This is a genomic window from Puia sp. P3, from assembly GCF_050632245.1.
Lineage (GTDB): Bacteria > Bacteroidota > Bacteroidia > Chitinophagales > Chitinophagaceae > Puia.
The window spans coordinates 3,894,851-3,908,213 of the sequence record NZ_CP192583.1; the positions used below are offsets into that span (position 1 = coordinate 3,894,851).

The following is a 13,363-nucleotide window of genomic DNA, read 5'->3' on the forward strand; positions in this document are numbered from 1 at the left end:
TCACATGTTAAAGATCCTCATAGCCGACGACCACACCGTAGTTCGCAAAGGACTCAGACAGATACTGCTCGAAGAATTCCTTTCCGCCGAGATCGACGAAGCCGCCGACGCCGAAGAGCTCATGAAAAAAGTGATGAAGAAGGAATGGGACATCGTCGTATCCGATATCTCCATGCCAGGCAGAAGCGGCCTCGAAGTATTGCAGCAGATCAAACAGCACTATCCAAGGCTGCCCGTACTGATCCTCAGCATCCATCCAGAAGACCAGTACGCCGTCCGGGTGCTCAAAGCCGGCGCCTCCGGCTATTTGAATAAAGACTCCGCCCCGGACGAACTGGTAAAAGCCGTCCGCCAGGTCCTGCTGGGCAAAAAATACATCACCTCGTCTACCGCCGAACGCCTGGCTTCCCTCCTCGACCACGACCCCGGCAAACTGCCGCACGAACACCTTTCCGACCGCGAGTTCGAGGTCCTCAGACTCCTTTCCGCCGGCAGCCCCGTTTCCGAGATCGCCGAAAAACTCTCCCTCAGCGTCACCACGGTCAGCACCTACCGGGCCCGCATCCTCGCAAAAATGAACCTGAAGAGCAACGCCGACCTGACCCTCTACGCGATCAAGAACAACCTGCTGTAGTACTCCTACTACACCAAACAGGCTTTACCCTCTACCGCCGGCGGCGCAAAAGAATTTAATTTTGCGTCCTATGTCAGACAAGGGCAAAACACTGTTGATCATCGACGATTCCCCATTTATCATTACAGGACTTTTACACCAGCCGGAGGGCCTTCCCTCCCTCCAAAAGGTCTATACCGCAGAGAACTATGCCGACGCCCAGCCCATCCTGCAGTCATCGCGCCCTGACGTCCTCCTGCTCGACATACACCTCCCAGACGTCAACGGCATCGAGGTGCTCCGCCGCGTCAAACAGCTCTATCCATCAGTTGTCGTCATCATGATCAGCAACCAGGAAGGAGACGTCTACCGCACCCGCTGCAAGGCGCTCGGAGCCGCCCACTACATCGACAAATCCACCGAATTCCACCTGGTTTCCCAGATAGTCTCCTCCTTCCTCTAAAAAAACCCGCTAAGTACTGTAGAGCATCTACTACAAGTTTGCCTGCATTTCGAGGACGCGTTTTCTCTATGAAGCTCTATTGGCCCCCACCCGGCCGGGTCGTTACTTTGTAGCATAAACCCGAATCGGCTGCTCCATGCCTCATCGAAACCACCAATATCACATGAAACCGTCTCACGTCCTCTACGATGAGGCGTCCCCATTCCTCGACCCGTCTACCTCCGTCAAAACCTTCGCACAGCTGATAAAGAACCTCAACAACGGCATCCTCGTCGAAGACGCCAACCGCCGGATCGTCCTTGTCAACCACCTATTCTGTCAGATGATGAACCTCTCCCTCGACCCCGATCGTATGATCGGGATGGACTGCGGAGAAGCCGCGGACACACTCAAGGGACTATTCAGAGATTCCGATGCCATCCTGCAGCGCGTCGACGAGCTGATCGCAAAAAGAGAACTGGTCACGGGCGACGAGCTCTACATGCTCGACGGGAAAGTGCTGATCCGGGACTACATACCCATCTACGTCGAAAACGAATTCAAAGGCAACCTGTGGAAATTTCAGGACATCACCCTGATCAAACAGGAAGAACTCGCCCTGCACGAAGCCAAAGAACAGGCCGAAGAGTCCTCCCGCGCAAAGGAAATGTTCCTGGCGAATATGAGCCACGAGATCCGCACCCCCATGAACGCCATCATGGGAATGTGCCAGCAGCTCAAAAAACCCTGCTCGACAACCAGCAGCGCTCCTGGCTGGATACGATCGACTCCGCGGCGGAGAACCTACTCGTAGTCATCAACGATATTCTGGATATCACAAAGATCGAAGCAGGCAAGCTCGACATCGAAACCATCGGCTTTCGGATGAAAGACATTCTCAGCCGGGCGACAAAGGTCATGCAGCACAAGGCCGAAGAAAAAGGGATCAACCTCTCCTGGTCGCTGGACGCCAATATATCACCCGTGCTGATCGGTGATCCTTACCGGCTCAACCAGGTCCTTCTCAACCTTATCGGCAACGCGATCAAGTTTACGCCTAAAGGCTCCGTATCCATCAACTGCAGCGCCGGAGGCCCACTGAATATCGGCGAGATCCAGTGCGTCCGGATTACCGTCAAAGACACAGGCATCGGCATGGACGAGCCGTTCCTGAACAGGCTTTTCGACAAGTTCAGCCAGGAAGACCGAACGGTAACACGCAAATACGGCGGCACCGGCCTCGGCATGAGCATCAGCAAGCAGCTGGTCGGATTGATGAGCGGACATATCCACGTAAAAAGCCAAAAAGACAAAGGCACCGAAGTGATCCTCAACATCCCCTTCCTCCGCGGCCGCGAATGCGACCTTCGCCAGGAAGAGACGATAGCCAGAGACCCCGTAATATTCAAGGGAAAAAAATTTTGCTGGTCGAGGACAACGAGATGAACCGCCTTGTCGCCCGCACCGTCCTCAACAACTACGGCGCCGACATCCGCGAAGCCGTCAACGGGCTGGAAGGCGTGGAGACGCTTCGCAGAGAACACTTCGACCTGGTCCTGATGGACGTCCAGATGCCCGAAATGGACGGCCTGGAAGCTACGCGCAAGATCCGCCTGGAGATAGACGCCGCCATTCCCATTATCGCCTTCACCGCCAACGCGATCAAGGGCGACACGGACAAATGCCTCGCCGCCGGAATGAACGACTACGTATCCAAACCCTTCGAAGAAGCCAGACTGATCCGCACCATCGCCTGCTGGCTCGACACGCCCCCTTCATCCACCCCCTCTTCGACCTCTCCCGCCTCAACACGATCAGCAAAGGCAACCAGACCTTCGTCAACAAAATGATCAACCTCTTCCTCGAGGAAGTCCCCCACTATGCCGAAGAAATGCTCACCGCCTACACCAGCGGCAATTTCGAATTCATCAGGAAAACAGCCCACCGCATAAAACCCACCCTCGGCAACCTCGGCATCGTCACCCTCAAAGACGATATCCAGACCATCGAAGACCTCGCAGCCGGCCAAAACCCTTCCGACCGCCTCCTCGAACTGCTCCGGCGGACCAACGGCGTCGTCATCAACGTCGCTGGCGAACTAAAGACCTATCTGGCAAGCGCGGTGTGATCCCTGCTTCTACCTGAATTGTAAGTGCAGCGAAATGACATCGGAAACAAGATCGGTCGTTTGAGTATAATGACCATACCTTAGTTCAAGACTGCTCAGGTGCGTTCCAAACACGCCCTTAGGCGGAGCAACCCGAAACCCGCCGCCAAAAAAACTACTGTTGAAACGAGCCAGCGCATAATTGCTCGTATAGTAGTTGTCTGAATGGACATGGTCGCCATATGCCGCAAAATAGTTGGCCGCAGTTTGCGTATAATACCGGTACACCGGAGTGACAGAAAAGAATGGCGTTATCTTCACCGGTATTTCCAGACTCGCAGTATGCGCGCGAACACCCCAATTGTCCCAGTAATACCGGTAGTATCCCCGCAGGATCACCCTGTCACCCAAAAAATAATTCAACCGTAGGCCGATAGGCAGCTTGAACCGGCTTGAAGGCAGCCGCTCGACCGAATCGACGCCATCGGCAAAGAACACCCGGTGAAACGGTAGACCGAGATATCCGTGCTGCTCCACCAGATCCAGCAAAAGACTGGCCTGCATCCTGCTATTGATGACCTGTGAGAACGACAACGACGCCGTGTAGGTCTGACGCGGACTACTGCCATAGTCGGGATGCTCCCGTCCTCTGACACTGCCAAATCCCGCGGGCTCGAATTCCGAAGGATAGATCAGCTTCACCTGGTCGAAATATCCGCTCAGCTTTAACCCGAACTCACCATTCTTCCCTGGTCTTCTGGCTTATACCTGCACTCATCCCAACAGACTGATAGTTGAACTCGTTCGAGTAGTACCCTCCAAGACTTACCGAACTGCCTTTCTTTTCATTTTCACGGGTCCAGTCCAGTGAAGGATAGATACGAAGCCCGTCCGTGTGCCTCGACGCGCCCGTCTTGGAGATCCATGCCTGCGAGGCCGCAGTGTGGTGGTCGATGCCCAGCCCGGCAGTCAGCGTATTTTTCCTTCCCTTCGCGTCCCAGCCGATCCATTTCAGCTCGAGTCCGTTAGCCAGATCGGTCACCTTCTCCAGAACCGATCCCTCCCTGAATGGCCGAATGATCGCCATTCTGCGTATAATAACTGCTAACCAGATTGACTTCGTCCAGCTTCAGCTTCCGCGACCGGAACGACGTATCGGAAGCAACTTGTGAGAATGCATGCAGTAGCATAAAATACATGCCTACCACAGTCAGACAGATCCTTTTCATGAATAAGTTGAATTTTAGTTACAGCCGCACCCGCCGCCCGTCTTACCGCCATTTGCGCCGGAAGCGCCTTCCCGGTAAGACTGAAAATTAAGTTCATTCTTTTCCACCTTCCGGCTCGATAGACCCATCTCCGAATCGTTGAGTCTGTTCTTCTGGTATTCCTTTACAGGCGTACAGCCCGCCGCAAGGCCGGCCAGTCCAAAAGCCATCCCCGTACATAGTACGATCGTTCTTATCATTTGCAATTGTTTATTTGATATGGATCTTATCGGAAGTAAAAACCCTGTTCCCCTCGTCGATAAGTATCGCCTCGACGTCCCGCACCTTGATTGACCATATCCAGACCAGCCCCGACTCCCATGACCATCACCGGCGTGGCCATCGCATCAGCGATCTCGGCATTCGGACAAAAAATGGTCACGCTCCTGATTCCCGTAACAGGAAGCCCCGTCTTTGGGTTGATCGTATGCGAATACCTCTTTCCGTCGATGGTAATATACTTTTCGTAATTGCCGGAAGTAGCCAGCGCCATGTCGGTCACGCTTAACCAGGAGAATATTTGCCCCGCGGCACCGGGGTTGACAATTCCTACCGTCCAGGGTTTTCCGTCCGGCTGATAACCCCAGGCAGCAAGATCACCCGAAGCATTGACCACGCCGCTAGCTACACCCATACTCTTCATCACAGCTTTGGCCCGCTCAGCCGCGTACCCCTTCCCTATTCCGCCAAAACCGATACGCATCCCCTTCTCCTTTAAGAAAACCGTCATTCGGTCACCATCAAGAATTATGTTCTGATAATTGATAAGCCGGACCATTTTTCGGGCCGTCGCCCGGTCGGGGAGAGAAGTCATCGTCGTGTCGAAATTCCATAGACGCCGGTCTATCGAGCCATAGCTGATATCAAAGGCGCCCTGCGTGATCGCGGAGATGCGGTTCGCACGCCCGATCAGCTCAAAGACCTCCCGACTCACGGTGACAGGGCGAACACCGGCGTTCTCATTGATCCTGCTGGTCTCACTGTCGCCGGCATAGGTGGTCAGGAGCCGCTCGATCCTGCGTATCTCCTCCACTCCGGCTACAATTCTCTCATGCGCCCAGACGGGATCCTCAGCCACTACGCTCAGCTCAAAATGGTTCCCCATCAGCTTCATCGCCTCTTTATAAACCTGCATTACCATACACTCAGCGTACGCGGCTGCCTTCTATCGCACTCCTCACCTGCGCATCGAAAACCTCAGCCCTGATCGAAGGATTTCCCTCCCACTCCCTCACCACTTTTCCATTCGCATCCAACAGCAGGGTCAGCGGGAACTTTCCCTGCGAATTATATTGATCGGCCAACTGGTCGTTCAGCCGTTGCTGCTCCTTCGCGAGCTGGTTTTTCTTAATCCGCGGAAAATCCGCATTGACCAGCACCAGCGCAGAATCCGCATAGCCGGCAAACACCGGGTCATCGAATATTTCCTTGCGAAGCAGAATACAGGGTCCGCACCAGTCGCTCCCCGAGAAATTCAAAAGGATATACCGATGCTCCTTTTGCGCCATCTCCCCGGCTTCCTGCATATTGAGATGCCAGACGGGCGAAGGCCCACCACCAAAAATTAAAAAGAAACAGAGGTAAGCGACCATATTTCGTCAATGTTTAAACACAAAGTTCACTAATAACACGTCCCGTCCTGCTTTTGTTCTGTTAATTCCTGCGCTTCCCATGGATCATCCCCGACACCAGGCCCGGATACTCCCCGGCGTCCGCCACAATCACTCCTACAAGATGGAATAACACAAAAGCGTAAATGCCGTACTGCGTAAGACTGTGTATCTGCTTCAGCACCTTCCGCATATCCCTGAACAACGGAACATCCTCGAATGCCAGTCCAAGTCCCGTAATGGCCATTATCAGGATCAGCGCATAAAAGACCAGATACACCCTCTTGACCATCACATAGTGCCGCATCTCCTGCTGCCGCCGGGAATCCGCCATCCGGGCCTGCTTTAGTCTGTTGCGCAGCTTCTCCTCCTGCGGCTGGACCAACTCGAGGATCAGCCTGGCCAGCAAAAAAGCCGCAATAAAATACCCGATATAGGTATGCAGCTCCCATAGCTTGTCGCTGAACGCATGCGCCACAGCCCTCGACTGGTCCTTGTCCGCGACCAGCTGCTTTTTCTCCAGCTGCTGCCGAACCATCTCCGTATTATTCCCTGTCCTAAACGTCGTCGACGCCAGCAGCACAGTCACCATCGCGGCGGTGATCAGCAAAAAGAACAGCCAGTGCCAGATCCGTATCCCGGCGCTGTGCTTCTCATTAAAATCAGGCGTAGCAGGAGTGTTCAAGAGATTGTTTTTAAAAATTAATGAAATCTGTATCCAAGTATCACTTTAAAGATCGCATTGTCCGTACTCTGCGTAAACCCCCACCCATACCCAAAATTCAGCTCCCAGTCCGGCGACCAGTCCAGATCGACCGCGGCAAACAGCTGATGCTCCTGACTCTGATAAGGATAAAAATGATCCAGCGGCCCCAGCGCCCCATAGTATTCGAATCCTCCCGCAATGACCTTCGTCACATTATACGCCGCCTTGAAATTCGGCGAGAAAACATAACCCCCGTTCTTGTTGAGTCCGTGAAACGACTTGTCAAACGTGGGGTTCAGCGAGAGATACAGCTTCCCCAACTGCTTGTCCACGATCGGCCTGATCTCCAGACTCCAGTCGTCCTCGCTGTATTCCCGTTTCTGATAACCCGCTTCCAGTGAAAGGCTGACACCCACCGGCCAGTGCCATGACGAAGGGACCATCACCCGCGGACGGATATGACTACCTACGTAAGAGGTGCGGTGGTCGTTGCCAAGCTCGTTGAAAAAATAAAAGCCGGTCTCGAACCACGGCGTCCAGCCATGCGTGATCTCGATAGTCTCATGTAATACATGGCGCGTCGGCAAAACGCCGTTCTCGCCGTAGCGCTGCCCGTCGAACGTGTAGTTGCTATGCAGCTCCACCATCGTATTACCCTTTGCCACCGTTTGAGAACCGTATACCTGTATTTCGTAATTTTCCTGCGCCTGAACCCGGATTGATAAAAAACAGACCAAAACCAGGTAGTAAAAGAACATCCTTGTCATGGCCGCAAAATTAGACAGACCCCGCCCCCGCCCCCGTTAGAGGCCGATTATAAATTCCTTAGAAAAAAATTAGAACATTCTGTGCAAAAACTGGCTTAACCCTGCGGCAACTCCACAGTAAAGGTCGTTCCCTCACCAGCCCGCGACTCCACAACGATCTTCCCCTGATGCAGGGCCACGATCTTCTGCGTCAGCGACAGTCCAATCCCATTCCCCGGTGCATGCCTCTTATTCTGCCCCCTAAAGAACGGTGTAAAGACATAGTCGACGTCCGCCTCCGGGATCCCGATGCCATCATCCGCAAACCGCAGCACAGTCTTTCGGTCGCCGCTACGGATCGTGACCATACACCGGTGATCATCGGAGAACTTGCAGGCGTTCTCCATCAGATTCATAAACGCGACCTTCAGCAGGTATTCATTTCCCCGGACAACGATGCCCTCCCCATCCTCCGCCTCTGCCTCAAATCGGATGTCTACTCCATATACCGCATTCATTCTTAGTATACTCTGCCGTGCGTCCAGCAATACCTCATCGGGGCGAACAGGTCTGAAATGGATGCTTGACTGGTCGTAACTCGCCTTTGCAAGGTCGAGCAGGTCGTTCGATAGCCTGGACAACCGCTGCGCATCCTGCAGGATCAGCCGGATGGTCTCCCGGTACTCATCGACCGTCCGCCCCTTAAAGGCCGATATCTCCAGCTCGGCAATGATCGCGGCCAGCGGCGTCCGAAGCTCGTGGGATATATTTGAAACGAATTGTTTCTGCGCCTCGAAGGAACTCTCCAGCCGGCCAAGCATTTGGTTGAAGGTCGCCGCCAGCTCGGCTATCTCGTCCCTGCTCTTACCCGTATCGATCCGCAGGTCGAGCCGGTTCGCCGAGATTGCCCCTACCTTTTCCACCATCTTTGAGACAGGAGCCGAGGGCCTTTCTCGAAAACAGGATCCCCGCCAGCAGCGTCAGCAGGATAGCCGCCGCAAACCCGATGACGAGGTTATTGCGGAGGTGACGCAGCTTACTGAGACCGGCATCGTCCTTAGCCGCCGCCGTGATCGCATAGATCTTCCCCCCAAAAGGGTATACAAAACCGATAGCCTGCAGATCGTCTACATAGAAATGGATTTCCTTCAGCGCGATGATACTGTCGATCATCCCCCGAGTCTCCTTTACCTTATCGATCTTCCCCGCGTCGTGGTACAGCAGGTTAAAGGCCGTGTCAAAGACAGCCACTTCTTCCGGGGCAGCGTATTCAGGGAGTTCTCATAGATCACCTGCAGCACGGCAGGCTGAACTTTTGCTTCCAGTAATAAATTCGTCTTGGTAATAGCCAGCTGCCGCAGCCGCTTGAAATATTCCTCTTCCCGCTGGCTAGCATTAGAGAAATAGATCACCAGCGAAAAAACAAGCAGCAGCGCGGCGAACAGTCCGGCAAACAGCAGGGTGAGCTTGAGTCTTATCTTCACGGCTGTTCTTTAAAGATGAACCCTATTCCCGGCCTGGTCTGGATCAGCTTAATTTCCTGATCCTTGTCGATCTTCTTCCGGAGGTAATTGATGTATACATCGATGAAATTCGTACCGGTGTCGAATGACGTCTCCCAAACTTTTTCCGCTATCTCCGCCCTCGACAATACCCGCCCCTGATTGGTCATCATATATTCGAGCAACCTGAACTCCTTGCGAGTAAGATTGATCTCCTTATTATTGCGGAGAACGATTCCCGTCTTCAAATTCATCTCCAGATCCCCCGCCCTCAATATCATCTTCCTCGCGGCCCCGCCCGGCGGCACCCGCTTCAGCAACTCCCGGATCCGCACATACAGCTCCCTGATATCGAAGGGCTTCACAAGATAATCGTTCGCCCCCGCGTCAAACCCCTCAACCTTGTCATCCGTCGTGCCCAGCGCCGTCAGCATAATGACAGGCAGGTCGGGCAACCCCTGCCGGATCTGCTTACAAACATCGATGCCGCTCATGTCCGGCAACAAAATATCCGTAATTATCAGATCGAAGGCCTCACTCACCGCCAGCAGCAGCCCCATCCTTCCCTCCCCCGCAACCGTCGCCGAAAAACCCATCTCCTCCAGCCCCTTCCGGATCAGGGAACCCACGCGTTCTTCGTCTTCGATGATCAATATCTTTGCCGCCATGCCTCAAATTTACAGAATCTCCGTCCCCGATCACCACCAGAATTCGATATCTTTAATCACATGAAAGACAACTTCTCCAACCGGTCGGACCAGTACGCGAAATTCCGCCCAACCTATCCCGGAGAACTTTATGACTATCTCCTGTCGCTAGTCCCCTCCACCGGCAGCGCCTGGGACTGCGGTACCGCCAACGGCCAGGTCGCCACCCAGTTGGCCCGCGCATTCACCACCGCCCACGCGACAGATATCAGCCGGCAACAAATCGACAAAGCCGAGCCCCAAAAACGAGCAAAAAATTTCGACCAACTCCATAAAATCTTCGCCCGAAAGCAAAAATCTTTGCCGAACCCGGCTACGGCGCCTCGATCGAAAAACGCGTATACTTCTCTTTCCGGTGGTACTCCGCCACGACGATATGGCCTTCTTTTCCGGGATAAACATCGGTCTTGACACTGCCGTCTTTATGCGGGATCGTCCTCATGACCTTTTTGCTGTTTACGTTATAGACATAGATATTGTCCGCATCGTCGATGATCATATAGTTGCTCCTGGTATCCTGGTTGACGACTTTATAAAAGTCTTTCTTGTCCAGATCGTTCAGCACCCCCGTCGGACCAAAACTCTTTGAATCGTCACAGGGCACATTGTTGTCAAGCACGATCCTGCCCGAAGCCTCCTGCCGCACAAAAACGCCGTCCGACAGTTTGAATTTGGCGCTTCCCACCAGCGACAGCGCCGTTCCGGCAAAGATCGTATTGCCGTTAAAATCTTTTGCCGCAGTGGCGTATTTGACATAGAACTCCTTGTCTGTAAAAAGCCCATCCGCCGAAAGTCCGGGAAATTTCCCGTCATCCCAATAGCTGCAGTTTGCTTTCATATCCCTGCCCGGCCCGCCAAGATCGATCGTGAACAGGCCGATATAAGGACCGTTGGAATAGTCGAATGCGGTACCAGACTGCTTCTCCATGGCCGGACTGATAATGCAGCCCGCCACAAACGCATCCCCCGTCACGGGGTCATTGTCGAAATTCAATACTTTTAGCCAGTTGTCTTTTGAATCCCTGAGATCGAAATCGATCACCGAACCGAGATCCTGGGGAGAATAGACACACAGCTTGTACCCGCCTTCCGGAACGCGCACGTCCTTTTTCTCCATAAGATAAACATAGGTAGCCGAAGCGTGCAGGTAATACCGGTCGGCGAGCTCGGGCACCGGGAGCTTGCGGATCACGGCGCCCTTCATATCGAACAGGATCAGGTCCTGCTTGAATCCATCCCCGAAGAACAGACAGAAGCCGACCTTAGGGACATTCCTTATCTGCATCCCGTATCTAAGGAGATTCACCACCTTAACCGCGGTCGCATAAGGGTTCCTGTTGGGGATCGCCGCGGTCGACAAGGCCGCTTCCTGGTAGAAGCTGTTGATGACCTTTCCGTTAAGGCTGATGAACTGTATCAGCAAATGGCTGGCCGCCGCCGCGTCCTCTACCTTTTTGTAACCCCGCATCGTCCTTATCTTTTGGGTACCCGACAAAGCGGTCTGGATATATCCCAGACAAAGCACATTCTGTTCGAATGCTACAGTCTCGAGCTCGAGGTTCTCCTCCCGGAAATTGACGGTCCCTATATCATTGAGATTCTCATCCATGATCGTCACCCGATAGTTGAACGAGTCCGCATCGGCCTTTTCCAGCCGCGTAAACGCCAGATATCCGACGAGCTCATTGTCCTGGGTAATGGGTTTGAACTGGGTCGCAATATCTTCGCCGACCTCTCTGAAAACTTTTGACTGAGCCTGCAGTGTGGTGGTAAATAGCACAAACAGCAGAGGAAAAACAAGTTTCTTCATGTAGACCATTTAGGGGTGCCGCAAGATACTCTTTTTCCCTCTTATCCATCCTTCCAGCCCCTTAGCCACCTTACTGCCCACAAACTCCACAATATCCACGCTCGCCAGTTTACCCTTCACAAATGGGTCCTGCTTCATCATCCGTTCCACCGCACCCCTGTCCTTCCCCCGCGCGATGATAATACCCCCTGTCCTGGGTACCTGCCTGCCCGATACCAAAAACTCCCCCGCGGCAAAATGTTTATCCAAAAAAGCTACATGCTTCTTCATCGAAGCGTCGATCTTCTCTAACGGCGCCAGATAGCGCAACGAAACCACAAACAACGACAACTGCGCCGCAGTCTCCTTCGGAACCGGACCCACCACTTCCTTCTTCTTCACCAGCTCCTTCTTCGGAATCAACACCTTCTTCGGAGTCAACCCCTTCTTCGGAGTCAACCCCTTCTTCGGAACCGGAGCCGCCTTCTTCTCCGCAACCACTACCTTTTTCGGAACCGGAACAACTACCTTTTTCGGAACCGGAACAACTACCTTCTTCACTCCCCGAACCTTCTTCCCCGTCTTCTTTTCCAATACCATCATCCTCTTCAACAATTTCTCCACCAGCGGGTCGTTCCCATACGCCGTCATACTCTCCCCTCCCAACGTCTTCAACACTTTCTTCCCCAGCTTCGCCGCACCCGGATGCGCCTTCAACCACTTCTCCCGGGCCGCTTTATCCCTCTCCTCCACAGCCCCCAGCGCCGCCTGGATCACCTTCAGCTCTCTTCGATAATCCTTCAGCCGGCGATATACCAGCAACAACCGCCCAACTGCCTCCTGGTCCCCCGGATCGGCATCCACCAGCCGCTGATAAGCCGTCGCCGCATCTTCCAGCTTCCCGGCCTTCTCTAACCTAAACCCCTCCTCAAACAATTTCTTATTCATAGTAGTCATCGATTTCGAAGCCAAAAACGCCGTGCCACCCAAATCCCGCAATACGCCCGGCACGAATATTGAACCGCGTTTGCAATGCTCGCCATAAAAACATCCCTCCTCGAAATATCTTTTCTGGACGAAGGCCCCCGCAACGGGCCGCCCGTCTTCCTTTTACACGGCTGGCCCGACGACATCCGGGCTTGGGGCCAGATCGCCCCCGCCCTCAACGCGGCAGGCTTCCGGACCATCATACCGTATCTGCGCGGCTTCGGCCCCACCCGATTTCTGGCAAAAGAGACCATACGCGACGGCCGCGGGGTCGCACTCGCCCAGGACACCATCGACCTCGCCGACGCCCTAAATATAAAAACCTTTTCGGTAGCAGGCCACGACTGGGGCGCCCGCGCCGCCTACCAGCTTCGCCGCGCTATTTCCCTCGAGGATCGCCAGGATCGCGACCATGGCCCTGGCCTTCCAGCCACGAGCCGAATTCCCCATACCCTCCTTCCCCCAGGCAAGGCTGTTCTGGTACCAGTGGTTCATGTGTACCGACGGCGGCGCCGCCGCTATAAAAAGAGACCCGGTCGGTTTTGCGAAGATACAATGGGATACCTGGAGCCCCGAAGGCTGGTATCAGGAAGAAGAATTCGAAAAGACCGCCGCCAGCTTTGCCAACCCCGACTGGGCGGCTATTACACTACACGGCTACCGCAGCCGCTTTCTGCCCGAACCCTTAGACCACCGCTACGACGAATTGCAGCACCGCCTCGGCGCCATCGCCCAGCTAAGGACACCCATCCTCGTTATCAGCGGCGAATCCGACACCTGCGATCCCCCCTCCTCCTTCGAAGAAATGGACCACAGCTTCACCGGCAGCTTCGAACTGCTAACCCTTAAAGACATTGGACATTTCCCCCACGCGAAGCCCCGCAGG

Annotated in this window: 21 protein-coding genes and 1 pseudogene; 7 read left to right on the top strand and 15 right to left on the bottom strand. The window is 54.1% G+C overall.

Going from position 1 to position 13,363, the window contains the following annotated elements; all coding sequences use genetic code 11:
* Positions 1-4: 4 nt before the first annotated feature.
* The 6 genes from ACQ86N_RS23990 to ACQ86N_RS24015 all read left to right on the top strand — a co-directional run bounded on the left by ACQ86N_RS23990 (position 5) and on the right by ACQ86N_RS24015 (position 3,183).
* Complete coding sequence (locus ACQ86N_RS23990) at positions 5-634, top strand: response regulator (protein ID WP_431209252.1); 630 nt, start codon at positions 5-7, stop codon at positions 632-634.
* Between the two features lie 70 nt (positions 635-704).
* Positions 705-1,076, top strand: coding sequence for a response regulator (locus tag ACQ86N_RS23995; RefSeq protein WP_431209253.1), 372 nt, complete (start codon positions 705-707; stop codon positions 1,074-1,076).
* Positions 1,077-1,239: 163 nt separating this feature from the next.
* On the top strand, positions 1,240-1,869 hold the full coding sequence (locus tag ACQ86N_RS24000) for a histidine kinase dimerization/phospho-acceptor domain-containing protein (RefSeq protein ID WP_431209254.1): 630 nt from the start codon (positions 1,240-1,242) through the stop codon (positions 1,867-1,869).
* Positions 1,782-2,501 (top strand): sensor histidine kinase, encoded by a 720-nt coding sequence (locus ACQ86N_RS24005; RefSeq protein WP_431209255.1) that lies wholly within the window; start codon positions 1,782-1,784, stop codon positions 2,499-2,501. The genes ACQ86N_RS24000 and ACQ86N_RS24005 overlap by 88 nt, the downstream gene beginning before the upstream one ends.
* Complete coding sequence (locus tag ACQ86N_RS24010; RefSeq protein WP_431209256.1) at positions 2,477-2,905, top strand: response regulator; 429 nt, start codon at positions 2,477-2,479, stop codon at positions 2,903-2,905. Before ACQ86N_RS24005 ends, ACQ86N_RS24010 begins: the two co-directional genes overlap by 25 nt.
* The gene (locus ACQ86N_RS24015; RefSeq protein WP_431209257.1) at positions 2,902-3,183 is read left to right on the top strand and encodes an Hpt domain-containing protein; all 282 of its coding nucleotides are present in this window, start codon (positions 2,902-2,904) and stop codon (positions 3,181-3,183) included. Before ACQ86N_RS24010 ends, ACQ86N_RS24015 begins: the two co-directional genes overlap by 4 nt.
* 9 nt (positions 3,184-3,192) lie before the next feature.
* Here the strand turns inward: ACQ86N_RS24015 and ACQ86N_RS24020 are convergent, their stop codons facing one another.
* The 14 genes from ACQ86N_RS24020 to ACQ86N_RS24085 form a co-directional block, all read right to left on the bottom strand.
* On the bottom strand, positions 3,193-3,864 hold the full coding sequence (locus tag ACQ86N_RS24020; RefSeq protein ID WP_431209258.1) for a DUF3570 domain-containing protein: 672 nt from the start codon (positions 3,862-3,864) through the stop codon (positions 3,193-3,195).
* A 34-nt stretch (positions 3,865-3,898) separates the two neighbouring features.
* The gene (locus ACQ86N_RS24025; RefSeq protein WP_431209259.1) at positions 3,899-4,204 is read right to left on the bottom strand and encodes a hypothetical protein; all 306 of its coding nucleotides are present in this window, start codon (positions 4,202-4,204) and stop codon (positions 3,899-3,901) included.
* A complete protein-coding gene (locus ACQ86N_RS24030; RefSeq protein ID WP_431209260.1) occupies positions 4,188-4,391 on the bottom strand; it encodes a hypothetical protein in 204 nt (67 codons plus the stop codon). The genes ACQ86N_RS24025 and ACQ86N_RS24030 overlap by 17 nt, the downstream gene beginning before the upstream one ends.
* A gap of 14 nt (positions 4,392-4,405) precedes the next feature.
* A complete protein-coding gene (locus ACQ86N_RS24035) occupies positions 4,406-4,630 on the bottom strand; it encodes a DUF4266 domain-containing protein (RefSeq protein WP_431209261.1) in 225 nt (74 codons plus the stop codon).
* 26 nt (positions 4,631-4,656) lie between these two features.
* The gene (locus tag ACQ86N_RS24040) at positions 4,657-5,571 is read right to left on the bottom strand and encodes an FAD:protein FMN transferase (protein ID WP_431209262.1); all 915 of its coding nucleotides are present in this window, start codon (positions 5,569-5,571) and stop codon (positions 4,657-4,659) included.
* A 4-nt stretch (positions 5,572-5,575) separates the two neighbouring features.
* Entirely contained in the window at positions 5,576-6,022 is a 447-nt protein-coding gene (locus tag ACQ86N_RS24045) for a thioredoxin family protein (protein ID WP_431209263.1), read from the bottom strand.
* A gap of 61 nt (positions 6,023-6,083) precedes the next feature.
* Positions 6,084-6,725 carry a cytochrome b/b6 domain-containing protein gene (locus tag ACQ86N_RS24050; RefSeq protein WP_431209264.1) on the bottom strand — a complete coding sequence of 214 codons (642 nt, stop codon included), beginning with the start codon at positions 6,723-6,725 and terminating at the stop codon, positions 6,084-6,086.
* A gap of 17 nt (positions 6,726-6,742) precedes the next feature.
* Positions 6,743-7,411, bottom strand: coding sequence for a hypothetical protein (locus ACQ86N_RS24055; protein ID WP_431209265.1), 669 nt, complete (start codon positions 7,409-7,411; stop codon positions 6,743-6,745).
* Positions 7,412-7,608: 197 nt separating this feature from the next.
* Entirely contained in the window at positions 7,609-8,418 is an 810-nt protein-coding gene (locus ACQ86N_RS24060) for a HAMP domain-containing sensor histidine kinase (RefSeq protein ID WP_431209266.1), read from the bottom strand.
* Positions 8,357-8,743, bottom strand: a complete 387-nt coding sequence (locus ACQ86N_RS24065) for a hypothetical protein (protein WP_431209267.1) — start codon at positions 8,741-8,743, stop codon at positions 8,357-8,359. Before ACQ86N_RS24065 ends, ACQ86N_RS24060 begins: the two co-directional genes overlap by 62 nt.
* On the bottom strand, positions 8,680-8,976 hold the full coding sequence (locus ACQ86N_RS24070; protein ID WP_431209268.1) for a hypothetical protein: 297 nt from the start codon (positions 8,974-8,976) through the stop codon (positions 8,680-8,682). Before ACQ86N_RS24070 ends, ACQ86N_RS24065 begins: the two co-directional genes overlap by 64 nt.
* On the bottom strand, positions 8,973-9,662 hold the full coding sequence (locus ACQ86N_RS24075) for a response regulator transcription factor (protein ID WP_431209269.1): 690 nt from the start codon (positions 9,660-9,662) through the stop codon (positions 8,973-8,975). The genes ACQ86N_RS24070 and ACQ86N_RS24075 overlap by 4 nt, the downstream gene beginning before the upstream one ends.
* Positions 9,663-10,014: 352 nt before the next feature.
* Positions 10,015-11,511, bottom strand: coding sequence for a DUF6770 family protein (locus tag ACQ86N_RS24080; RefSeq protein ID WP_431209270.1), 1,497 nt, complete (start codon positions 11,509-11,511; stop codon positions 10,015-10,017).
* Between the two features lie 9 nt (positions 11,512-11,520).
* Positions 11,521-12,438, bottom strand: a complete 918-nt coding sequence (locus tag ACQ86N_RS24085) for a YciI family protein (protein WP_431209271.1) — start codon at positions 12,436-12,438, stop codon at positions 11,521-11,523.
* Between the two features lie 84 nt (positions 12,439-12,522).
* Between ACQ86N_RS24085 and ACQ86N_RS24090 the strand changes: the two are divergent.
* Positions 12,523-13,137 (top strand): annotated as a pseudogene (locus ACQ86N_RS24090) (alpha/beta fold hydrolase); the annotation flags it as partial.
* Between the two features lie 36 nt (positions 13,138-13,173).
* Here ACQ86N_RS24090 and ACQ86N_RS24095 read toward each other — a convergent pair.
* On the bottom strand, positions 13,174-13,332 hold the full coding sequence (locus tag ACQ86N_RS24095; RefSeq protein ID WP_431218002.1) for a hypothetical protein: 159 nt from the start codon (positions 13,330-13,332) through the stop codon (positions 13,174-13,176).
* Between the last annotated feature and the right edge of the window lie 31 nt (positions 13,333-13,363).